Genomic DNA, 22,679 nt, shown 5'->3' with positions numbered 1-22,679 from the left:
TTAGGACAGCGGCTCAGCGCGCCTGGGCCATCCAATTGCCTTCGCGGAACCACTTGGTGACGATGTATTTGACGCCCTCCGTCACGGCCATCCCCTCGTGCAGCGTCGCCTCGTTGGGGCTGCCGTCCGCCTTCATGTTGTTCCACGCGAGCAGCAGGCCGCGCCGGGGCGAGACCTTCAGCCCCGCCTGCGGAAACCAGGTCGCGCCGCCCTCGGCGACGTCGTTGAGATAGATCATCGCCGTCCAGGTGCGCTGGCCGCCCTGAGCGCTGACGTCCTTCCAATAGCTTTCGCTGTCGTGGAAATAGTCGTGATGGGCGCGGAACTGCTGGCCGGGCGCATAACGCTGGCCCTGCATCGTCTCGCCCTGATCGGGATGGATGCCGAGCAGCCCCGCGATCGCCTCGTCGATCGGGCGCACGACCGGGGACCAGCGATCCATGTCGCAGCTGTCCGACGTGCGGAAGCTGGCGTCGGGATTGTCGGAGAGCAGCGTCGACGGCCGACGATTGGCGTCGATCACCCCGATCAGCGTGTCGCACTGCGCCGGCGTCAGGAAGTCGGGCGCATAATAGACCTGCGCGGCATCGATCCTGGCGCGCTTGACCGCCGGATCGGCGTCGAGCCGCGCCGCGGTCTGGATGCCGGCCAGCGCGCGGACCTTGGAGGCGGCGCTGCCGGACGAGGAGCGGGAGAACAGGACCATGATGCCGTTATCGCCCCGGCGCGGCGGAAAACAAGCGGCCCCGGCCTGCTCGCGCACGCCGGGGCCGTCCGCGTCCTACCAGAAGATGTCGTAGACGGCGTCCACCACGAAGCCGGTGCGGACGTCCACCAGCAACGCGTCGTTGTAATAGCGGACCCAGTGGTACGGCCCGTAAGCCTGGGGCAGACGGTAATCATAGGGATCGTCGATCCAGTAATCCTCCGCCCAGAGCGGTTCGAACAGCGTCACCCCGATCGAGAAGCGGCGGTAGCCATAGCCCCAGCCGCGCGGCGCGTAGTAGCTCGGCAGTCGGAAGGCGGCGCGGTTGCTCGCGCGGTAGCGGTTCCAGTCGTATCGGTTGTCGCGGTGCCAGTCCCGATTCCAGTCGCCGCCCGCGCGGACGTTATAGCCGGGCCGACCGGCATAGCCCTGACGGTTGTCGACCGGGCGGCCACCGCCGAGGCCGCGCGCATCGTCGAAGCGCCGGGTGTCGTCGAAGCGGCGGCGATCGTCATAGCCGCGCGCCGGGTCGGGCCGGCCGCCATATGCCTGCGCGCGTGCATCGCCCGGCGCACCGCCCTGCGTCGCCCGATCGAAGCCGCGGCCGTCCCGGTTACCGAACGCAGCCTCGTCCCGCGCCGCCGCGACGGGTGGCTGCGGCGGCTGACCCGCCCCGCGTCCGCGCCAATCGCCGCGACCCTGACCGTTGAACCTGCCGTCCGCCTGACCGGCGACGGCCGGGCGCGGCTGGTCCGGCCGGCGCTGGAACGCCTGCGGTCCCGGCTGGCCCGCGGGCCGCTGGGCTGCGGCGGGTGCGGGCTGGGCGGCACGGGGCTGACCTTCCGGCCGCGGCCCGGCACCGCGTTCGCCATGCGGCCGTTCGGCGCGCGGGCGCTCTGGCGGCGGCGCGTCCTGCGCCCATGCTGCCGGTGCCAGCGCCACGCCCGCGAGCAAGCCCACTATCCACATCCTCATGATCTGTCCTCCTGCCGCCGGCGCATCAGCCGGCCCCTATGCTGATCGCAGGATTGCCCGAGTCGGGTTGAGGAAAGGCTGAACCGCCCCGTCAGCGATCAGAAAGCTTGACGATCCGGCGCAGGCCTCAGCCGCCGCGGGTGAACCGACGCATGGTGGCGTTGGCGATCGGCGCATCGAAGCGGCAGCCGATCCGGCCAGCGTCCGCCCACACCACCGTGGCCGCGATCGGCCAGCCGCCGTCGAGCCGCAGCCACAGCCGCGCCCCAGGCTCGGACGCCTCCGCGACCAGCAGGCGGCAGCCATAGATGGAGAGGTCGACCAGCGCCGCGGCGGCAGGCGGTTCGCCATGGCCGCGCGCGGTCGCTCGCGTGACGTTGACCTCATGGCGCTCGGCCCGGCGCTGCTCGACGAGCGCCGGCGCGGCGGGCTTGCGGACGGCGGTGACCATGGCGCTCCAGCGTAGGGCGCCCGTCCTGCCGAACCGTTAACCACCTGGCGCGTTGAGCGCCGCGAAGGAGCTTCACCATGCCGACCGATCAGCCCAGCAGCGCGCCGGACGCCGATGCGCCCGAGCTTCGTGACGACGCGACCGCGGCGGCGGTGCTGCACGACGATACGCTGGACCAGCCCACCGGCGGCGGCGGCCTGGGCGGCGCATCCGCGGCGACGAACCTTGGACCGGCCGGCGCAGCGACGCCCAACAGTCCGATCGACGCACCCGTGCCGCACGGCGGCGGCGACGCCGGGGCGGCGGGCGAGGCGCGCGTCCAGGCCGCCGCCGCGCCCCCTGCCGAGCCGGGGCACGGCTCGCAATAGCGCCGACGCGGCGTTTCCGAACCAGCCTTGACTTGCCGCGGCAATTATTGCCTTGGCAACAATCATGGGCTTCTACTCCGCGACCGACTTCGCACCGGAGACGTCGATCGGCTATCTGGCGCGGCGCGTGCACCAGCTCGCCCAGACCGGGCTGGAGCCGGTGTTCGCGGCCGAGGGGATGACGTACATCCAGTGGCACGCGCTGGTCTCGATCGTGTTCGGGCGCGGTCAGACCTGCGCCGCGCTCGCGCGCGATCTGGCCTATGACAAGGGCGCGACGACCCGCCTCCTCGACACGCTCGCGGCGAAGGGCTGGGTGGAGCGCGAGCGGAGCGAGGACGACCGCCGGCTGGTCACGCTCACGCTCACCCCTGCCGGCCACGCGAAGGCGCAGGAGGTGCGCAGCAAGGTCGCGGCGGCGTGGAACGGCTGGATCGAGGATTGGTCGGCCGACGACCTCGCTCAAGCCCTGGCGGTGCTGCAGCGGCTGCGGCTGACGCTGGAGGAGAAGGCCCGGTGAGGCGGATCGCCCTGCTGCTCGGCCTGACCGTCGCGGCCTGCGCCGCGCCACGCACCGAGCAGGCGCTGACGCCGACCACGCCCGCCGCGCTTGGGCTGACGGGCGCACCCGCGCCGGCGATCGACCCCGAATGGTGGCGGAGCTTCGGCGATCCGCAGCTCGACCGGCTGGTGGCGGACGCGACCGCGGGCAGCCCGAACCTGCAGGCGGCGCTCGCCCGGGTCGAGCAGGCCGGCGCGACGCTCTCCGCCCGCCGCGCCGAGCGCGGGCCGGACGCCTCGCTCTCCGTCCAGCCGCAGGTCGCGCGGCTGTCGGGCGTGTACGAGATCCCGCCGCCTTATGCCGGCACGGTCCGGTTCGTCGGCACCGCGGGCGTCAACCTGGCCTATGACCTCGACCTGTTCGGCCGTCAGCGCGCGACGATCGAGGGCGCGCGCGCGTCGGTTCGCGCGGCCGCGCTGGACGGCGAGGCGGCGCGGCTGGCGCTCGCCGGCGCAGTGGCGCAGACCTATCTCGATCTCGCGCGCGCCGAGATCCAGGCCGGTATCGCGCGGCGCACGATCGGCGCACGCGAGGACAATCTCCGCCTCGTCCGCGCGCAAATCCGGAACCAGCTGGCGAGCAAGGTCCAGCAGGCCGCGGCCGAGACGCTGCTCGCCCAGGCGCGCGAGGCGCTGACCGGGGCGGAGGGGGCCCGGGTGCTCGCGACGGACGCACTGGCGGCGCTGGCGGGGCACGGACCGGGTTATGCGGCAGGCATCGGCCCGACGGCGCTGAAGCTCGACGCGGCGCTGCCGATCCCGGCGACGCTGCCCGCCGATCTGCTGGGCCGCCGCGCCGACATCGCCGCCGCCCAGGCGCGGATCGAAGCGGCGCAAGCCGGGCGGCTGGCGGCCCGGCGGGCCTACTACCCCAACATCAACCTCGGCGGGCTGGTCGGGCTGCAGGCGATCGGGCTCGGCAACCTGTTCTCGCTAGATGCCGCGACCATCGGCGCCGGCCCGGCGCTGAGCCTGCCGGTGTTCGACACGGGGCGGCTGCGCGCGGGGCTGGCCGGGGCGGTGGCGGCGGTCGACGTCGCGGTCGCCGATTACAATGCACGCGTCGTCGGCGCGGCGCGCGAGGCGGCCGATGCGCTGTCGCAGACGGCCAACCTGCGCCGCGCGAGCGAGCAGCAGGCGAGCGTCGTCCGAGGGCTCCGCCAGACGGCGCACCTCAACAATGTCCGGGTCGCCAGCGGGCTCGACTCGAAACTCGACCTGGTCGACACCGACGTGCGGCTGCTCGACGCCGAGCTCGATCAGGCCAATCTCGCCACTGACGCCGCGCGCGCGCGCGTGCAGTTGGTGCTGGCGCTGGGCGGTGGCTTCGCCCCCATCGCGGCGCAGCCGGCACAAGGATCACCGCAATGACCGACGCCCGCGTCCCCGCGGCCCCCGAGGCGCAGGTACCGTCCGACCCGCAGCAAACCGTTGCGCCGCCGGGGCGGGGCAACCCGCGCGCGCGCCGGCGCGGGCTGATCACGCTCGCGCTCGTCGCCGCCGTGGCGGCGCTCGGCTGGTTCCTGTTCGCCGTCGTCCTCGCCAAGCCCGAGCAGGAGACCGACGACGCCTATGTCGCGGGCGACGTGGTGGCGATCACCGCGCGCGATCCCGGCACGGTGCTGGCGATCCATGCCGACAATACCCAGGCGGTTAAGGCGGGCCAGCCGCTGATCGACCTCGACGCGGCGACCGCCGATGTCGGCCTGGCGCAGGCCGAGGCGGAGCTGGCGCGGGCGGTGCGCGCGACGCGGGGCGCCATCACCCAGGTCGGCGGCGCGTCCGCGCAGGTGGTGCTGGCGCGCGCCGAGCTGGCGCGGGCGAGTGACGATTACCGGCGCCGGCGCGGCGCGGCGGCCGAGGGCGCGATCTCGGGCGAGGAGCTGTCCCACGCCGCCGACGCGGTCAAGGTCGCGCGCGCGCAGCTTACCGTTGCGCAGGCGTCGCAGGCGCAGAGCCAGGCGGCGGTCCAGGGCACCGACGCGGGCACCAACCCGCAGGTGCTCGCCGCCATCGCCGCGGTGCGCCGCGCCGCGATCATGCGCGGCCACATGCAGCTGACCGCGCCGATCGACGGGGTGGTGGCGCAGCGCCAGGTGCAGCTCGGTCAGCAGGTCGCGGCGGGCACGCCGCTGATGGCGGTGGTGCCGCTGCAGCGGGTGTGGATCGACGCGAACCTGCGCGAGACGCAGCTGCGCGACGTGCGGCTCGGCCAGCCCGCCCGGGTGACGGCGGACGTCTATGGCGGCGGCACCGTGTTCCACGGCCGCGTCATCGGCATCGGCGCGGGCTCGGGCGCTGCCTTTGCACTGCTGCCGCCGCAGAACGCCAGCGGCAATTGGATCAAGGTGGTGCAGCGCGTGCCAGTCCGCATCGCGCTCGACCCGCGCGAGCTCAGGGCCAATCCGCTGCGCGTCGGGCTGTCGGTCAAGGCGACCGTGGACACCGCGGACACCTCCGGCCAGCGCCTCGGCGCGCCGGCGGCACAGGCCTATCGCGGGCAATCGACCGACATCCGCGACCCCGCGGTCGAGGCCCGCATCGCGCAGATCATCGCGAGCAACCGGTGACGCGCTCCCGTCATGCCGGCCTCGTGCCGGCATCCACGTTCGGATTAGCCCAAGGGGGGGAGTCCAAGCCCGACGGCCAGATCATCCCAGGCCGGGTTGCTACGCTCGATCAGGTTGAGCTTCTATTCACGCGGCCACTTCTTGATCCGCTTCTCGGAAGCGATGGCAGCCTCCATAGTGTCAGCCATCTCGAACCTGACGAGCCAGTGAACGCCATAGCGCGCGGTGAACCCTTTGAACGTTCCGGCGCGATGCTGAATCAGACGCCCGATCAGGTTGGATGTCACGCCGACATAGAGAGTCCCGTTGAACCGGCTGGCCAGGATGTAAACGCATGGCTGGCGCTCTCTCACACCGGTCAGCGTGGCCTGACGTGGATGCCGGGACAAGCCCGGCATGACGAAGTGACGTGATGGCTACGGCCAAATTTCCCCCCGCACCCGCACTCCCCCCATTTGCTGGCGGCCGTCTCGCGCTGATCGCCTTCTTCCTGGCGATCGCCACCTTCATGCAGGTGCTCGATTCGACCATCGCCAACGTCTCGCTCCCCACCATCGCGGGCAATCTGGGCGTCGCCTCGGATCAGTCGACCTGGGTCATCACCGCCTTTGCGGTCGCGCAGGGGATCGCGGTCCCGCTCACCGGCTTCCTGATGGGCCGCTTCGGCGTGGTGCGCGTGTTCTGCACCGCGGTGTTCCTGTTCACGGTCGCCTCGTTCCTGTGCGGCATCGCCTGGAGCCTGCCGTCGCTGATCGTTTTCCGCGTCATGCAAGGCGCGGTGTCCGGGCCGATGATGCCGGGTAGCCAGGCGCTGCTGATTTCGGTGTTCCCGCCGCAGAAGCGCGCCACTGCGCTCGGCATCTGGTCGATGACGACGCTGGTCGGGCCGATCCTCGGGCCGATCATGGGCGGCTACATCTCCGACAATTATCACTGGAGCTGGATCTTCCTCATCAACGTGCCGGTCGGCCTCGCCTGCGCGTTCGTGTGCTGGACCAATCTCAAGACCCGCGAGACGCCGACCCGCAAGCTGCCGATCGACACGGTCGGGCTGGCGTTGCTGGTGGTCTGGGTGGGCTCGCTCCAGGTCATGCTCGATCTCGGCAAGGATGACGACTGGTTCAACTCGACCCGCATCGTCGTGCTGACGGCGATCGCGCTGGTCGCGTTCGCCGCCTGGGTGATCTGGGAGCTGACCGAGGCGAACCCGATCGTCGACCTGACACTCTACACGCGGCGCAATTTCACCATCGGCGGCATCGCCTTCGCGCTCTCCTACGCGGTGTTCTTCGCCAACATCCTGCTGCTGCCGCTGTGGCTGCAGACGCAGATGGGCTACACTGCCAGCTGGGCGGGGCTGGTGGCCGCCCCGGGCGGGTTCGTCGCGGTGATCCTGACCCCGTTCGTCGCCCGGCTGTCGGGCAAGTACGACACGCGGCTGCTGGCGAGCTTCGCCTATGTCGCGTTCTTCGCGTCCTATTTCATGCGCTCGCAGTTCACGACCGGCGTCGATCTGTGGACGCTGATCCTGCCGTCGCTGGTGCAGGGCGCGGCGATGAGCACGTTCTTCCTGTCGATGTCGACCATCGTCCTCAACGGCATCCCGCCCGAACGGCTGCCGTCGGCGACCGGATTGTCGAACTTCAGCCGCATCATCGCGGGCTCGTTCGCAGCCTCGATCGTGACGACGATGTGGGATCGGCGCGCGACGCTGCACCAGAGCCGCATCGCGGAGACGGTGGGGAACGGCTACCCGCTGCGCCAGGCGATGGACCAGCTGCAGGCGATGGGCATGAGCGCGGCGCAGGCGACCGGCGTGATTACCCGGCAGCTGACCGGCCAGGCCTATCTGCTCGCGTCGGACGACCTGTTCCGCCTGTCGGCGCTGATCTGCGGATCGATCACGATAATGGTGTGGTTCACCCGCCGCCCCTCGGCGCCGAGCGGGCCGGTGGCGGCGGACTAGCGCCCGGGGTGCTCATCGCATGCTCGGACACGAGGAGCACCCGCGCATGCAGCAGACCGGCGGCGAGCATGCCCGGGCGCGGCGGGCCGGAGGGGCTGATCGAGCTGAAGCGCTTCCTCCAGGACGTGGTCGGGTTCGGCAAGTAGGATCGCGGCCGAGCTCGGCGCGCTCGGGCCGGTGCCGTGCCGGAATCGCCGCTTCCGCTATCGCTTCAGCCGGGATGTGATCTCGGCGTCGCGTCGCTGGAGCGACGTCTTTCGGTCCAGCAGCGCCGATCGGGTGGACTCGTAACGAGACAGGCTGGCGCGGGCGGCCTCGTTCATTTGCACGGCCGCCGCCAACACCGCCTCGGCATCGCTGCGATCGGCCGCCGGCGTCGCTCCGTTCTCCAGTGCCTGGCGTTGGGCAGCGATCGTGTCGTCCTGCCGCGCGACCTGCGCCCTGAGCTTGTCGGCGCCGACATCGGCTTCGCGCAGCGTGCCGTCGATATCGAGGATCGCATGACGGTCCGATCGCACTTCGGCGGCGAGCGTGAGGTCGCCGCCCGCGGTCGCACCGGCGCTGGCCGTTGCGAGGGGCGCCACGATGCCGGTGCGCTCGGCCGGCCGCGCGCCTGGGATCGGGACGGGAACGGCGGGGCGGGGCAGTTTGGCCAGGGCCGGCAGATCCTGGAAGACGGCGCCGTGGTCAGGTCCGGATTGCGGCCTCGACAGCATCAGCACCGCGGCGACCAGGATCACCAGCAGCAGTGCGGCCCCGATGATCGCACCCCGTCGCTCGACGCCTCCCACCTGCATCGCCCAACCCCCCGTTCGACCCCCGGAAAGCTCCATCGCGGCTTCACGATTGTCAACGTGCGGCTCCGGCGAGCGCGGCTTCGCCGCCCGCTCGGCCGGCAACGCGGATTGCCCTCCTGCGTTAACCGGTCCAGCATGGACCCTCCGCCGCACGCGACGGCGTCGGGCGGGCAGGAGAGCGATATGCAGCAGCTGAGCGCGCAGGACGCGTCGTTCGTCTATCTGGAGACGCCGCACACGCCGATGCACATCGGCTCGGTCGGCATCTACGATCCTGCCACCGCGCCCGGCGGCTTCGTCCGCTTCAAGGACATCCTGCGCTTCATCGAGGAACGCTTGGGCGGCGCGCGCTCGTTCCGCCAGCGGCTGGTGCGCGTGCCGTTCGATCTCGATCATCCCTATTGGATCGAGGACCCCGAGTTCGACATCGAGTTCCACGTCCGCCACATCGCGCTGCCCAGGCCCGGCGACTGGCGGCAGCTGTGCATCCAGGTGGCGCGGCTCCACGCCCGGCCGATGGACCTCACCAGGCCGCTCTGGGAGTTCACGATCATCGAGGGGCTGGACGATATCGAGGGGCTGCCACCCGGCTGCTTCGCGCTCGTCTCCAAGGTCCATCACGCGGCGATCGACGGCATGTCGGGCGTCGAGATGTCGGCTGCCGTCCATGAGCTCGACGCCGACATGACGCCGCCCGCCAGGGCCGACGCCTGGCAGCCGGAGAGCATGCCGCGGGTCGCCGAGCTGCTCAGCCGCTCTTACTTCAACAGCCTCGTCCAGCCGATGCGGGTCATGGAGACGATCGGCCGCTCGCTGCCCGGCATCGGCCGGCTGGCGGCGCAGGTCGGGAAAGGCGACGTGTCGGTCCGCAACGCCCGGCCCGCGCCCAGGACGCGCTTCAACGCCAAGGTCTCCGCGCACCGGGTCTGGGACGCGGTGCCCTTCAAGCTCGCCGACGTCCGCGCGATCAAGGCGGCGGTGCCGGACGCGACCGTCAACGACGTCATCCTGTCGATCGTCGGCGGCGCGCTGCGGGAGTATCTGAAGGGCAAGAGCGAACTGCCCAAGGACACCATGACCGCGATGGCGCCCATCTCCGTGCGCGGCGAGGGCGAGAAGGCGGCGATGGGCAACCTGGTGTCGGCGATGGTGGTCGGGCTCGGCACGCAGGTGGAGGACCCGCTGGAGCGGCTGCGCTTCGTCCACGACGAGGCGGTCAATTCCAAGGCGATGACCAACGCGGTGGGGGCGCGGGCGCTGGCCGACTATTCGCAGCTGATGCCGAGCGCGCTGGCGGGGCTGGCGGCGCGGCTCTACACCCGCGTCGGTGCCGCCAATGCGCACGCGCCCCTATACAATTGCGTGGTCACCAACGTGCCGGGCAGCCGCGTGCCGCTCTATTTCGCCGGCGCGCGGATGGTCGGCATGTACGGCACCGCGCCGTTGTTCGACTCGATGGGGATCATCTTCCCGATCTACAGCTACGGGCCGACGATCGCGGTGTCATTCACCGCCGACCGCGACATGCTGCCCGATCCCGACGCGATGGCCGCGACGCTGCGTCAGTCGTTCGAGGCGCTGAACGCCGCCGCGGCGCAAGCCGCGCCCCCGAAACAAGATGGCGCGCCGCCGGTTGAGGACAACGACAATCGGCCCGCGCGCAAGCAGGCCCGCAGGAAAGGAGCTTGATCATGGCAGACGACACTACGAACGGCGCGACCACCGCCGCCGAGGAGGCGAAGCAGAACGCGGACGCCGCGGCGGACCAGGCGACGTCGGCGACCGATCAGGCCGCCAACTTCGCCAAGACCGCGACCGACCGGATGCGCGATGCCGGCGAGCAGGCGCGCACCGCCTTCAATGACCGCGTGGTGGAACCCGCGCGCCGCGCCGGCGAGGCGCTGCGCGAAGGCGGCCAGAAGGTCGCGCAGAATAACCAGCAGATCGGCCTCAAGATGATCGATCAGGCCGAGCAGAACGCGCACGAGGCGTTCATCGCGATGCGCAAGGCGGCGCAGGCGACGGACCTCTCCTCCGTCATGCAGATCCAGGGGGAATATCTCCGCGAGCAATCCAGCCGCGCGATGGGGCAGGCCCGCGAGATCGGCGAGCTTATCGCCCAGTTCGGCCGCGACGCGGTGGGTGCGATGCGGGGCGGCGGCTCGGATCGGGGCTGAACGGCAAATCCTCTCTCGCGTTTGCGGGAGAGGATTGCGGTAGCCGATACCTAGGCATCGCCCGCCGGGTACATCCACGCGCCGAAGCGCTTGCCGTCGAACCGCCGCCGGTCGCCTTCCTTGCGCGCCAGCCGGTCCGCGACGGCATAGAGCACCGCCGGATTGACCCCGAGCCCGCAATGGCTGCCATGCACCTCGATGTTCTCGGCCAGCTCGGTCTCCTTTTCGCGGCAGTTCTGCCACGCGACGACGCCATCGCCCTTCGAGTAGATCGCCGAGGTGGGCACCGCCGGCGGCGCGGCGACTTCGGCCAGGTGACGGCGATGCTGGTGGTCGTCGATGCTGCTGCCGCACATCAGCTCGTAGAGCCGCCAGACGTTGGACGCCTTGGGCGAGCCGGCAAAGGGCGAACCGAGCGTGACGACCTGTCGCACCGCATCGGGCGCGCGACGCGCAAGCAGCCGCGCCATGACGCCGCCCAGGCTCCAGCCGACCAGCGACACCTTCTGTCCCGTCGCCTCATGGATCTCGCGCAGCCGGGCGACGAGATGTTCGCCCTGCTGCCCGATCGCGCGCGGACCTAGATTGCGGCCAAGGTTCCAGCTGTGCGCGTCATATCCGAGCGCCTTGAGGAAGCGGCGCAGCACCCGCGTCGATGTGTCCGTCGTCATGAAGCCCGGCAGCACCAGCACCGGATGCCCGTCGCCGCGCGGCGCGCTGGCCATCAGCGCCGGGACGGACAGCGCCAGCTGGCCCCACTCGGCGATCGCTCGCGGCAGTTCGGTGAAGGCGAGGAGAGCGGACGGCGCGCGGACCGCGGCGGACGGCTTGATGTTCAGGGCGGCGGAGGCCATCGGCCCGATTCTCCTTACGTTTCCAAACACAACCCGTTCGGCGCGCTTATGTTTCCTGCGCCATTCCGAACGCCTGGCTGCGCCGCTCCGCGCGCGCGGGATCGAGGCTGAGGATGGCGAGATCGTGGCTCCGCCCGTCGCGCCCGCGCACCTCGTCCTTCAGCAGCGCCTCGGCGCGGAAGCCCAGGCTTTCGAACAGCGCGATCGCACCCGTCTGGTCGACCGTCATGCGCGCCGACAGCTTGGCGAGCCCGTGCGCGCGCGCGATCGCGAAGATCCCCTCCAGCAGATCGCGCCCGAGCCCGGCGCCACGCCGCTCGGCGCTGACCAGCAGGCGCACCTCGCCGACATGCGCGCTCCAGCCGAGCGGGTCGCGCACCAGCGCCGCCGTCGCGACCACCGGCTCGCCCGCGGCGTCGACATCGACCGCGATCAGGCCGTCGATCCAGCCGTCTTGGATCGCCTGGAGCCACGCCTCGATCACGCGCGGGTGGGACAGGTCGCGGCCCAGGAACAGCAGGTCGTGCGCGGGCAGCGCCTGCGCGAAGGCCGCGACCCGATCGCGGTCGTCGGGCCGGAAACGCCGGATGCGGTGGCTCATGTCGATCTCCCGCCCAGCCAGTCCGCCAGCTTGGGCCATAGCCGCTTCACGGCATTGCCGCCGGCGACCAGGCTGACATGACCGCCCTTCAGCACCACCTCCTCCTTGTCGCCCGATCCGATCATCCCGAGCAGGGGCGCGCTGGCCGCGGTCGGCACGATATGGTCGTGCTGGGCGGCGACGTGGAGGAAGGGCACGGTGATCGACCCCAGCTCCACCGGCCGGCCCGCCACCGACATGCTGCCGTCGAGCAGCCGATTGCCCCACATCAGCGCCTTGGTCGTCTCGCGGAAATATTCGCCGGCGAGCGGCAGGATGTCGCTGGCCCAGCGATCGAACATGCGGGTGGACTTGATGAAGGCATCGTCGTGCAGCTGGTCGGCGACGCGGATCGCCAGCGCGGTGCGTGCCGCCGGGCGCAGCATGTCGAAGGCGGTGTAGAGATAATCGCCGGGGCAGTTGCCGAGCGTGTCCACCAGCCGGTCGACATCGAAGAAGCGCCGATCGGCCCAGGCCTGGAACATGTCCATCCGGTGGAAATCGACCGGCGTCGTGAAGGCGACCAGGTTCTTCAGCCCGGCCGCGGGACCCTCCAGCGCCGCCCAGAGCAGCGCCAGCACGCCGCCGAAACAATAGCCGACCACCGTCAGGTCCGGCTCGCCCGTCTCGGCCTTTACCCGATCGACGGCGGCGGGGAGGAAATCGAGCACGTAGTCCGCGAGCGTCAGCGTCCGCTCCTCGGGCCGGGGCGCTTCCCAATCGAGCATGAACACGTCGAACCCGGCGAGCTGGAGATATTCGACCAGGCTCTGCCCGGGCACCATGTCGAAGATGTAGCCGCGGTTGGTCGTCGCCATCACCAGCAGCAGCGGCACGCGATACACGTCGTCGACGCGCGGGCGATAATGGTAGAGCCGCATCGTCCCGCGCGCGATCAGCACGTCCTTGGGGCTGGCGCCGAGCTGCGGGCCGGCGGTGGTGAAATAGTCGAGGCCCTTGAGGTTGCGCTGGAGTGCGCGCTCGAACTCCGTCGCGGCGGAATCGATCAGGTCAGGAACCGAAAGGTCCGGGGCGAAGGTCGCCATCGCGCTACACCGCCGTCATCCCGGCCTTGTGCCGGGATCCGCTGCAGGACGCGCTCCAACGGCCCGCCGTAGTTCCGACGGCATGGCCCATCCTGAGGTGGATTCCGGCATAAGGCCGGCATGACGGGTCAGGGCCGGTCAAGCCGCAACGCCGGGAGGTTTGCGCCCGCGGGTCGGCCTGGGCCGGTCCACGCCATCATCGGCGATGACCGCCGCCTCGATCCGCGCCAGACTCGCCTCGATGCGACCGATGCGCGCGGACAGGTCCTCGAACTCCGCCCGGCTCGGCATGTTGGCGGCGGCGAGCGCGCGCGCCATGGTGTCCTTTACCGCTCCCTGCGCCTGCACGTTCGCGTTCGTGCCTGCGTTCATCGCGCGCGACCATTCCTCCGACTTGAGCATGTCCCCGCCCACGCCGTTGGCCAGCTTCTCCCATTCACCGAGCATGGAGCGGAAGAAATCCGCGGGATTGGTCGCCATGTTGCGCAGCATCGGCGCAGCACGACTCCCCTGTCAAGGGCCGGTCGGCTTGACGTCGAGGGTCGCGTCGCCGCCCAGCGCCCGGTAAAGATCGACCCGATTCGTGGCGGCCGTCAGTTGCGTGTTCACCAACGTGCGCTGCGCGGTGTAGAGCTGGCGCTGCGCATCCAGGCTCGACAGGAACTCGTCGACGCCCGCATCGTAGCGCGCGTTGACCAGATTGACCGTATCGGCGGCAGCCGCCGTGAAGCGCCGCTGCGCATCGAGCTGCGCCTGCATCGTCCCCTGGCGCGCCAGCGCATCGGCGGTATCGCGGAAGGCGCTCTGGATCGCGCGCTCGTAGGTGGCGAGCGCGGCGTCGCGCTGCGCCTGGCTGTAGGCGACGCCCGCCCGCGCGGCGCCCGCTCGGAAGATGGAGTAGCTGGTCGACGGCGCGACCGAATAGGAGAAGGCGCCGCCGGTGAAGAGCGCGCTGAGCGCGCTGGAGGCAAAGCCGGCAAGCCCGGTCAGCGACAGCCGCGGGAACAGCGCCGCGCGCGCCGCGCCGATTTCCGCATTGGCGGCGCGCAGCTGATACTCGGCCTCGACCACATCGGGGCGGCGCAGCAGCACGCTGCTGTCGAGCCCGGCCGGGAGTGCGGTGACGGTGGGCGCGGCCTCGTCGATCGACTGCGGCAGCAGCGCGCCCTCGATCGGTTGGCCGACGAGCAGCTGAAGCGCATTTCCGTCCTGCGCGACGAGCGTGGTCTGCAGCGCGAGATCCGATTGCGCGGTGTCGAGCACCTGCAGCGCCTGGGCCAGATCGGTCCGTGCCGAGACGCCGCCCTCCAGCCGCGCACGGGTGAGCCGCACGCTGACCTCGGCCGATTTGGCGGTGTCGGCGGCGACCTTGAGCAGCGAGCGGTCGGCGGCGAGCTGCAGCCAGGCGTCGGCGACGTCGCCGACCAGCGTCAGCCGGGTAGCGCGCGCGCCTGCCTCGGTCGCGAAATATTGGTTGAGCGCGGCCGTGGTGAGCGAGCGGATGCGGCCGAACAGGTCGACCTCGAACGCCGTGGTGCCGATTGTCGCGGTGAACGTGCTGCCGCCGTTCGAAGATGTGATGCCCGTGCCGCCGGCTCCCGTCCCGGTCCCGGTTCCTGTGCCCGTTCCCGTTCCAGTCCCGCCCGTGCCGCCGCTCGACCCGCTGGCGCCCGTCGTGCTCGCGTTCCGGCCGCCGCCCGAATAGCTGTAGCGGCCTTCGGCGTCGATCTCGGGGAGCAGGTCGGCGCGCTGGATCCGGTATTGCGCGCGCGCCGCGGCGATGTTGGCGGCGGCGATCCTCAGGTCGCGATTGTTGGCGAGTGCGCGGGCGATGACCTGCTGCAGCCGCGGGTCGGTGAACACCTGAGGGTAGCTGACCGACGGCAGCGCCGCCTCGGTCTGCTGGAGATAAGCGTCGCCGACCGGCCAGGACGGCGGCGTCGGCAGCGCCGGCCGGACATAATGCGGCGCGAGGCTGCATCCCGCGAGGACGAGCGGCAGCAGGACGGCACGGCGCATCACGACGGCTCCGGCAGCAGCGGGCGTGCCGGCGGCGCGGGCAGCTGCGGCGGGGCCGGGGGCGGCCCGCCGTCACCGCCGCCATCGCCCTCGTCCTTGCCATGCGGGCCCTGAAAGCCGGTCGGCTTGCCGCGCAGTTTCGCGACGCCGTCGCGCGCCCAGCGCCGCACCAGCACGAAGAACAGCGGGATGTAGAATACCGCCAGCAGCGTCGCGGTCAGCATCCCGCCGATCACCGCCGTGCCGATCGCGATGCGGCTGTTGGCGCCCGCGCCGGTCGAGATGGCGAGCGGGAAGACGCCGAAGATGAAGGCGAACGAGGTCATCAGGATCGGCCGCAGGCGGATCTTGGCGGCCTCCAGCGCCGCGTCGATCACGCGCGCCCCCTTGCGCTCGGCCTGCTCGGCGAATTCGATCATCAGGATCGCGTTCTTGGACGCGAGCCCCATCGTCGTCAGCAGCCCGATCTGGAGATACACGTCGTTGATGAGGCCGCGCAAAGTCACCAGGATGATCGCGCCGACGAGGCCGAGCGGGATCACCAGCAGCACCGCCAGCGGAATCGACCAGCTTTCGTAGAGCGCGGCCAGGCACAGGAAGACCACCAGCAGCGACAGGCCGTAGAGTACCGGCGCCTGCCCCGACGACAGCCGCTCCTGGAACGACAGGCCCGACCAGGCGACGCTGGTGCCCGGCACCTGCTGTGCCAGCTCCATCATCCGCTGCATCGCCTGGCCCGAGCTCTTGCCGGGCGCGGCCGAGCCCTGGAATTCATAGGAAGGCAGCGCGTTGAACCGCGACAGGCTGACCGGCGCCTGACCCCAGCTCACCGTCGCGATCGACGAGAAGGGCACGATCTGCCCCGACGAGCCGCGGACATACCATTGGTTGAGGTCGGTCGGCGCGGAGCGGTAGGCCGCGTCGCCCTGGACATAGACCCGCTTGACGCGACCGCGATCGAGGAAGTCGTTGACGTAGCGCCCGCCCCAGGCGGTCGACAGCGTGGCGTTGACGTCCGCCTGCGTCAGCCCGAGCGCGGCGAGCTTCTGCTGGTCGATGTTGACCTGCAGCGTCGGCACGTCGGGCAGCTCGCTCAGCCGCACGCCGACCAGCGACGGATCGGCCATCGCCTTGGCGAGCAGCTTGTCGCGCTCCGCCTCGAACTGCTGGAGCGGCATGTTGCCGGTGTTCTGCAGCTCCATGGTGAACCCGTTCGACTGGCCGAGGCCGCGGATCGCGGGCGGGATCAGCGCATAGACCTGCGCGTCGCGGATATTGTGGAGCGCGCCCGAGGCGCGGCCGGTGATCGCGTCGGCCCCGTTCTGCTTGCCCGTCCGCACATCGTAATCGGACAGCGCCAGGAAGGCGAGGCCGGTATTCTGCCCGCCCGGCGCGCCGCCCGAGCCGCGCCCGACCGCCGAGAAGATCGTCTTGACGTTGTTGTGCTCGCTATGCGCCAGATAGGCCTCGACCTGGTTCTGCACCTCGGTCGTGCGGTTCAGGGTGGCACCCGCGGGCAGCTGGAACTGGACGAGCGCGATGCCCTGGTCCTCGGTCGGCAGGAAGCCGGTCGGCAGGCGCAGGAACAGGATGGCGAGCAGCACCACCACGCCGGCATAGATCAGCAGGAACAGCCATTTGCGGTCGATCGCCCGGCGCACGCCGTTGCGGTACCGCTCGCTGACCGTGTCAAAGCCGCGGTTGAACTTGTCGCGCGCGACCGTCACGCCATGCGCCACGCGTGGCAGCCGCCGCCCGAACCAGCTGTCCTCGATCGGGTTGCCGTCCTCGTCCTGCTTCTTCTGCTTGAGCAGCGTCGCGGTCAGGGCGGGCGACAGGATCAGGGCGACCAGCACCGACAGTACCATCGCCGACACGACGGTCAGCGAGAACTGGCGGTAGATGACGCCGGTCGAGCCGCCGAAGAAGGCCATCGGCAGGAACACCGCGGACAGCACCAGCGCGATCGCGATCAGCGCGACCGAGATCTCCTCCATCGACTGAATGGTCGCGTCGCGCGGGCTCTTGTCCGGGTCTTCCTCCATCAGCCGCTCGACATTCTCGACCACGACGATCGCGTCGTCGACCAGCAGGCCGATCGCCAGCACGAGCCCGAACAGCGTCAGCGTGTTGATCGAGAAGCCCGCGACGTAGAACACCGCGAAGGTGCCGAGCAGCACCACCGGGACGGCGATGGTCGGGATCAGCGTCGCGCGCCAGCTCTGCAGGAACACGAACATGACGATGACGACGAGGATGATCGCCTCGATCAGCGTCTTCACCACCTCGTGGATCGACAGCTTGATGAAGTCGGTCGAGTCGTTGGCGTAGGCGACCTGGAAGCCGGCGGGGAAGCGCTTGGCCTCCTTGGCGATCTCCCCCTTCACCAGCACCGCCGTCTTGAGCGCGTCGGCGCCCGGCGACAGCAGCACGGCGATGCCGGCGCCGGGATGCCGGTTGACCCGGCTCATCGTCGAGTAATCCTCCGCGCCCAGTTCGACATGGCCGACGTCGCGGATGCGCACGGTCGCCCCGCTGGGTTGCGTCTTGAGGATGATGTCGGCGAACTGCGCGGGCGTCTGCAGGCGTGATTGAGCGGTGACGGTCGCGTCGAGATACTGGTCGGGAGGGGAGGGCTGCGCGCCGATCTCGCCCGCCGAGACGTCGGTGTTCTGGTTGGTGATCGCGGTCACCACGTCGCCGGGCATCAGCTGAAAGGCGGCGAGCTTCACCGGATCGAGCCAGATCCGCATGGCATATTGCGAGCCGAACACGTTGGTGTCGCCCACGCCCTTGATCCGCCCCAGCGGGTCCTGGAGGTTGGAGACGAGATAGTCGGACACGTCCTGCGACGTGCGCTGGTCGGTGGAGTCGTAGACGCCGGCGATCAGCAGGAAGTCCGGGTTGGACTTGCGGACGATCAGCCCCTGCTGCTGCACCTGCTGCGGCAGCCGCGAGAGCGACTGCTGCACCTGGTTCTGCACCTGCACCTGGGCGATGTCGGGATCGGTGCCCTTGTCGAAGGTGACGGTGATCGTCACCTGGCCGCGCGACGAGGAGGAGGACTGGAAATAGAGCAGGCCGTCGATGCCGGTCAGCGTCTGCTCGATCACCTGGGTGACCGAGTTCTGCAGCGTCTGCGCGTTGGCGCCCGGATAGGTCGCGCGGATCGTCACCTGCGGCGGCGCGACGTCGGGATATTGCGCGATCGGCAGCCCCATGATGCCGCCGATGCCGGCGAGCATCACGACGATGGCGATGACCCAGGCGAAGATGGGCCGGTCGATGAAGATGCGGGACAACATGGTCTGGCCTCAGCCGCGCCCGCCGCCCTGGCCGCCGCCCCCCTGGCCGCCTCCGCCCTGGCCCTTGCCCTTGCCCTGCTGCGGCGGCTGCAGCCGCTCCGGCGTATTGGCGGGCACCGCCTTCACCTGCTGGTTGGGCTTGAGCTGCGCCAGACCCTGCGTGACGACCTTGTCGCCCGCCTTGAGGCCCTGCGTCACCACCCAGTATTTGCCCTGGGTCCGGTCGGCCTTGACGGTGCGCTGCACGGCCTTGTTCCCCTCAGGGCCGATCAGGAACAGCGTCGCGCCGCCCTTGGGATCGCGCGAGATCGCCTGTTGCGGCACCAGGAACGCGTTCTGGTTGATCGCCTGGGTGAACTTCGCCCGGACGAACATCCCCGGCAGCAACACGCCCTGGCCGTTCGGGAAGCGGGCACGCAGCGTCACCGTCCCCGTGCTGGTATCCACCAGCGCCTCGGCGAACTCGACCGTGCCGGTCGCGGGATAGTCGCTGCCGTCCTCCAGCACCAGCCGCACCGCCGCGCTGGCGGCGGTGACGCCGCCCTGCGACAGCTCGCGGCGCAAGGTCAGCAGGTCGGCGGCGGATTGCTGGATGTCGACATAGATCGGGTCGAGCCGCTGGATCTGTGCCAGCGGGTCCGTCTGACTGGGCGAGACCAGCGCGCCGACGGTGAACAGCGAGCGGCCGATCCGCCCGGTGATCGGCGCGGGCACGGTGGTGAACTTAAGGTTGATCCGCGCCGTCTGCAGCGCCGCCCGGTTCTGCGCCACCTGCGCGCCGCCCTGGCGCGCCGCGGCGACCGCGTTGGTGTATTCCTGCTTGGATACCGCCTGGATCTTCTCCAGCGGCGCGTAACGCTCGGCCTGGATGCGCGTCGCCTCGGCATTGGCCTGCGCCGCCTGCAGGTTCGCCGCGGCCTGGTTGGTCGCGGCGCGATAAAGCGACGAGTCGATCTGGTAGAGCGGCTGGCCCTGGCGGACCAGCGTGCCTTCCTTGAAAAGCCGGCGCTGGATCACACCGCCGACCTGCGGCCGCACGTCGGAGCTTTCGTACGCCGCGGTGCGGCCGGACAGTTCGGCTTCCTGCGGCGCGGACGTGGGTTGCACCACGACGAAGCCTACCTCCGGCGGTCCCTGGTTCTGGCCCCGACCGCTCTTGCCGCCGCCACCGCCCTGGCCGCCGCCTTCGGCGCCCGAGCCGTGGCTGCACGCAGCCACCATGATGAGGAGGGCCAGCGATGCCGGCCGCCAATGAACGCTGGAGATCATAAGCCAGGAGAGTCTTGGAACGTGCAAACCGGGGGCGCCATGCACCAGCGCGATGCGATGCGCCATCCCTGCTGCCGTAATTTATGCGGCTTTGCAGCACGATTCGCGGCTGCTACCCGCGGCGTCATGGCGGACGCGGACAAGCGGCTGGCGGCCGAGGCGGCGGCGGCCGAGGTGCAGGACGGCATGTTGATCGGGCTCGGTACCGGCTCCACCGCCGCGTTCCTGATTGCCGCGCTGGGGCGGCGGGTCGCGGCAGGGTTGCGGATCGAGGCGGTGGCGACGTCGGACGCCAGCGCCGCCCGGGCGCGGGCGCTCGGCATCGCGGTGCTCGACTTCGCCGATGTGGCCATGGTGGACCTCACCATCGACGGCGCCGACGAGATCGCCCCCGATCTGGTCGCGGTGAAAGGCGCGGGCGGCGCGATGCTGCGCGAAAAGGCGGTGGCGGCGGCATCGCGGCGGATGGTGGTGATCGCCGATGCGGGAAAACGTGTCGCGCGGCTCGGCGCGGCCAAGCTGCCGGTGGAGGTGCTGCCCTTCGCGCGCGCCTCCGTGCTTCACCGCCTTGAGCGCTGGGCCGAGTGGGTGGAGCAGCGCGACGGCGGTGCCTACCGCACCGACAATGGCAATCTGGTCGCGGACCTGCACGGCTGGGATTCCGGCGATCCGGCGCGGCTGGCGGCGGCCCTGCAGGCGATTCCCGGCGTGGTCGGGCATGGATTGTTCCTCACCGAGGTGACCGCCGCCTACCTCGCCCGCGACGGCCTCGTGGCGAGGGTGGAACGGGACGCGGCGAGCGGGTAGGGGAGCAACCCGAACCGGCCTGCCGCGTTCGGCAGGTCAAGCGAGCGAGGGTTCCCATGGCTGACGCCACCACCACGACCGAACGGCCCAAGGACGATCTGCGCGAGGATGGGTCGCCGGCGCGGCTCGCCATCGACACGATCCGTACGCTGGCGATGGATGCCGTGCAGAAGGCGAATTCCGGCCACCCCGGCACGCCGATGGCGCTGGCGCCGATCGGCACCACGCTGTGGACCCGCTTCCTGCGCTATGATCCCAAGGCGCCCGACTGGCCCAACCGCGACCGCTTCGTGCTGTCGGTCGGGCACGCCTCGATGCTGCTTTACGGCCTGATCCATCTGGCGGGCGTCGATGAGATCGACCGCGACGGCAAGAAGACCGGCGCCGAGGCGGTCAGCCTGGACGACATAAAGCAGTTCCGCCAGCTCTCGTCCAAGACACCCGGCCACCCCGAATATCGGCACACCACCGGCGTCGAGACCACCACCGGACCGCTGGGGCAGGGCTGCGGCAACTCGGTCGGCATGGCGGTCGCCGGGCGCTGGCTGGCCGCGCGCTTCAACAAGCCCGATTTCCCCGTATTCGACTATGACGTGTACACGTTCTGCTCGGACGGCGACCTGATGGAGGGCGTGGCCAGCGAGGCGGCGTCGGTCGCCGGTCACCTCAAGCTGGCGAACCTGTGCTGGGTGTACGACAGCAACAACATCACCATCGAGGGCGGCACCGATCTCGCCTTCGACGAGGACGTGGCGAAGCGGTTCAGCGCTTATGGCTGGAAGACGCTGGTGATCGAGGACGCCGAGGACACCGACGCCTTCGCCGCCGCGATCGAGCAGTTCCGCGCCACCGACGACCGGCCGACCTTCATCCTGGTCCGCTCTGTCATCGGCATCGGTTTCCCCAAGCTCGCCGGCACGCACAAGGCGCACTCGGATGCGCCCGGTGAGGAGGAGATCAAGGGCGCGAAAAAGGCCTATGGCTGGCCCGAGGACGCGCAGTTCCGCGTGCCGACCGAGGCGACCGACTGGTTTCGCGCGCAGATGGCGGCGCTTGGCGGCAAGCGGCGCGAGGGGTGGGAAGCGATGTTTGCGCGCTACGGCGAGCAATATCCCGATCTCGCGGCCGAGCTGCAGCTCATGCGCCAGGGCAAGCTGCCCGAAGGTTGGCAGGCGGACCTGCCGACGTTCGAGCCCGACGCCAAGGGCATCGCCAGCCGCGAGGCGGGCGGCAAGGTGCTGAACGCGCTCGCCCCCAAGCTGCCCGCTCTGATCGGTGGCGCCGCCGACCTGTCGCCCTCGACCAAGACCGATATCAAGGACGCGCCCTCGTTCGAGCCCGGCAGCTATGGCGGCCGCAACTTCCACTGGGGTATCCGCGAACACGCCATGGGGTCGATCGCCAACGGCATGGCGCTCTCCTATGTGCGGCCGTACACCGCCACCTTCATGGTCTTCTCCGACTATATGCGGCCGCCGATCCGGCTCGCCGCGATCATGGAGGTGCCCGTCGCCTTCGTGTTCACACACGATTCGATCGGCGTCGGAGAGGACGGCCCGACCCACCAGCCGATCGAGCAGCTCGCGGCCCTGCGCGCGATCCCGGGCATGGATGTGATCCGCCCCGGCGACGCGAACGAAACCGCGCAGGCGTGGAAGGCTGCATTGGAGGCGACCAGTCATCCCACCTGCCTGATCTTCTCGCGCCAGGCGCTGCCGACGCTTGATCGAACCAAATATGCGTCCGCGGACGGTGTGCTGAAGGGCGGCTATGTGCTGGCAGACAGCGACGGCACGCCCGAGGTGATCCTGATCGCGACCGGCTCCGAACTGTCCCTGGCGGTCCAGGCGCACGAGCGGCTGGCGTCCGACGGCGTGAAGAGCCGCGTAGTGTCGTTGCCGAGCTGGTTCCGGTTCGAGCGCGAGGACGAGGCGTATCGCGATGCCGTCCTGCCGCCCGCGACCAGGGCCCGCCTGGCAATCGAGATGGGCGGCGAGATGGGGTGGGCGAAATATGTCGGCAGCCATGGCGACACCGTGACCATGTCCACCTTCGGCGCGTCCGCGCCGATCGCCAAGCTCGCGGATAAGTTCGGCTTCACCGTCGACAACGTCATCGCCAAGGCCAAGGCGCTGATCGCCGAAGCCGCCTCCACCGACAAGGAATAG

The 22,679-nt window shown here is 70.3% G+C and carries 20 protein-coding genes and 1 pseudogene; 9 read left to right on the top strand and 12 right to left on the bottom strand.

The window, feature by feature from the left end:
- Window positions 1-13: 13 nt before the first annotated feature.
- The 3 genes from ACFE64_RS03055 to ACFE64_RS03045 form a co-directional block, all read right to left on the bottom strand.
- Complete coding sequence (locus ACFE64_RS03055; RefSeq protein WP_375390982.1) at window positions 14-706, bottom strand: prolyl hydroxylase family protein; 693 nt, start codon at window positions 704-706, stop codon at window positions 14-16.
- A 75-nt stretch (window positions 707-781) separates the two neighbouring features.
- Complete coding sequence (locus tag ACFE64_RS03050) at window positions 782-1,681, bottom strand: RcnB family protein (protein ID WP_375390981.1); 900 nt, start codon at window positions 1,679-1,681, stop codon at window positions 782-784.
- A gap of 127 nt (window positions 1,682-1,808) precedes the next feature.
- A complete protein-coding gene (locus ACFE64_RS03045) occupies window positions 1,809-2,132 on the bottom strand; it encodes a PilZ domain-containing protein (protein WP_375390980.1) in 324 nt (107 codons plus the stop codon).
- Window positions 2,133-2,209: 77 nt separating this feature from the next.
- Here ACFE64_RS03045 and ACFE64_RS03040 point away from each other — a divergent pair, with 77 nt between their 5' ends.
- The 4 genes from ACFE64_RS03040 to ACFE64_RS03025 all read left to right on the top strand — a co-directional run bounded on the left by ACFE64_RS03040 (window position 2,210) and on the right by ACFE64_RS03025 (window position 5,631).
- Window positions 2,210-2,500: a hypothetical protein gene (locus tag ACFE64_RS03040; RefSeq protein WP_375390979.1), complete on the top strand. Its 291-nt coding sequence runs from the start codon at window positions 2,210-2,212 to the stop codon at window positions 2,498-2,500.
- A 64-nt stretch (window positions 2,501-2,564) separates the two neighbouring features.
- Window positions 2,565-3,020, top strand: coding sequence for a MarR family winged helix-turn-helix transcriptional regulator (locus ACFE64_RS03035; protein WP_375390978.1), 456 nt, complete (start codon window positions 2,565-2,567; stop codon window positions 3,018-3,020).
- Entirely contained in the window at window positions 3,017-4,432 is a 1,416-nt protein-coding gene (locus ACFE64_RS03030) for an efflux transporter outer membrane subunit (protein WP_375390977.1), read from the top strand. Before ACFE64_RS03035 ends, ACFE64_RS03030 begins: the two co-directional genes overlap by 4 nt.
- Window positions 4,429-5,631, top strand: coding sequence for an efflux RND transporter periplasmic adaptor subunit (locus ACFE64_RS03025; protein ID WP_375390976.1), 1,203 nt, complete (start codon window positions 4,429-4,431; stop codon window positions 5,629-5,631). Before ACFE64_RS03030 ends, ACFE64_RS03025 begins: the two co-directional genes overlap by 4 nt.
- A gap of 44 nt (window positions 5,632-5,675) precedes the next feature.
- On the opposite strand, the pseudogene ACFE64_RS03020 reads toward ACFE64_RS03025, so the two are convergent.
- Window positions 5,676-6,029: pseudogene (locus ACFE64_RS03020) on the bottom strand (GIY-YIG nuclease family protein).
- Window positions 6,030-6,043: 14 nt separating this feature from the next.
- Here ACFE64_RS03020 and ACFE64_RS03015 point away from each other — a divergent pair.
- Window positions 6,044-7,597 (top strand): DHA2 family efflux MFS transporter permease subunit, encoded by a 1,554-nt coding sequence (locus tag ACFE64_RS03015; protein WP_375390975.1) that lies wholly within the window; start codon window positions 6,044-6,046, stop codon window positions 7,595-7,597.
- A 203-nt stretch (window positions 7,598-7,800) separates the two neighbouring features.
- Here the strand turns inward: ACFE64_RS03015 and ACFE64_RS03010 are convergent, their stop codons facing one another.
- Entirely contained in the window at window positions 7,801-8,496 is a 696-nt protein-coding gene (locus ACFE64_RS03010) for a hypothetical protein (protein ID WP_375390974.1), read from the bottom strand.
- A gap of 33 nt (window positions 8,497-8,529) precedes the next feature.
- Here ACFE64_RS03010 and ACFE64_RS03005 point away from each other — a divergent pair, with 33 nt between their 5' ends.
- The gene (locus ACFE64_RS03005) at window positions 8,530-10,083 is read left to right on the top strand and encodes a wax ester/triacylglycerol synthase family O-acyltransferase (protein ID WP_375390973.1); all 1,554 of its coding nucleotides are present in this window, start codon (window positions 8,530-8,532) and stop codon (window positions 10,081-10,083) included.
- Between the two features lie 2 nt (window positions 10,084-10,085).
- Window positions 10,086-10,571, top strand: a complete 486-nt coding sequence (locus ACFE64_RS03000; RefSeq protein ID WP_375390972.1) for a phasin family protein — start codon at window positions 10,086-10,088, stop codon at window positions 10,569-10,571.
- Window positions 10,572-10,621: 50 nt separating this feature from the next.
- Here the strand turns inward: ACFE64_RS03000 and ACFE64_RS02995 are convergent, their stop codons facing one another.
- The 7 genes from ACFE64_RS02995 to ACFE64_RS02965 form a co-directional block, all read right to left on the bottom strand.
- Window positions 10,622-11,425: an esterase/lipase family protein gene (locus tag ACFE64_RS02995; RefSeq protein ID WP_375390971.1), complete on the bottom strand. Its 804-nt coding sequence runs from the start codon at window positions 11,423-11,425 to the stop codon at window positions 10,622-10,624.
- Between the two features lie 46 nt (window positions 11,426-11,471).
- Window positions 11,472-12,026 (bottom strand): GNAT family N-acetyltransferase, encoded by a 555-nt coding sequence (locus ACFE64_RS02990; RefSeq protein WP_375390970.1) that lies wholly within the window; start codon window positions 12,024-12,026, stop codon window positions 11,472-11,474.
- Window positions 12,023-13,111, bottom strand: coding sequence for an alpha/beta fold hydrolase (locus ACFE64_RS02985; RefSeq protein ID WP_375390969.1), 1,089 nt, complete (start codon window positions 13,109-13,111; stop codon window positions 12,023-12,025). The genes ACFE64_RS02990 and ACFE64_RS02985 overlap by 4 nt, the downstream gene beginning before the upstream one ends.
- Before the next feature lie 138 nt (window positions 13,112-13,249).
- Window positions 13,250-13,591, bottom strand: a complete 342-nt coding sequence (locus tag ACFE64_RS02980; protein ID WP_375390968.1) for a hypothetical protein — start codon at window positions 13,589-13,591, stop codon at window positions 13,250-13,252.
- A 33-nt stretch (window positions 13,592-13,624) separates the two neighbouring features.
- Window positions 13,625-15,130, bottom strand: a complete 1,506-nt coding sequence (locus tag ACFE64_RS02975) for an efflux transporter outer membrane subunit (protein ID WP_375390967.1) — start codon at window positions 15,128-15,130, stop codon at window positions 13,625-13,627.
- The gene (locus tag ACFE64_RS02970; protein WP_375390966.1) at window positions 15,130-18,435 is read right to left on the bottom strand and encodes an efflux RND transporter permease subunit; all 3,306 of its coding nucleotides are present in this window, start codon (window positions 18,433-18,435) and stop codon (window positions 15,130-15,132) included. Before ACFE64_RS02970 ends, ACFE64_RS02975 begins: the two co-directional genes overlap by 1 nt.
- 9 nt (window positions 18,436-18,444) lie before the next feature.
- Window positions 18,445-19,704, bottom strand: a complete 1,260-nt coding sequence (locus ACFE64_RS02965; protein ID WP_375390965.1) for an efflux RND transporter periplasmic adaptor subunit — start codon at window positions 19,702-19,704, stop codon at window positions 18,445-18,447.
- A 126-nt stretch (window positions 19,705-19,830) separates the two neighbouring features.
- On the opposite strand from ACFE64_RS02965, the gene rpiA reads away from it, so the two are divergent.
- Complete coding sequence (gene rpiA / locus ACFE64_RS02960; protein WP_375390964.1) at window positions 19,831-20,511, top strand: ribose-5-phosphate isomerase RpiA; 681 nt, start codon at window positions 19,831-19,833, stop codon at window positions 20,509-20,511.
- Window positions 20,512-20,567: 56 nt separating this feature from the next.
- Complete coding sequence (gene tkt, locus ACFE64_RS02955) at window positions 20,568-22,679, top strand: transketolase (protein ID WP_375390963.1); 2,112 nt, start codon at window positions 20,568-20,570, stop codon at window positions 22,677-22,679.

The organism is uncultured Sphingomonas sp. (assembly GCF_964250165.1).
Lineage (GTDB): Bacteria > Pseudomonadota > Alphaproteobacteria > Sphingomonadales > Sphingomonadaceae > Sphingomonas.
Note: the sequence above shows the minus strand (reverse complement) of the source record. Positions and strands in the feature narration are given on the sequence as shown.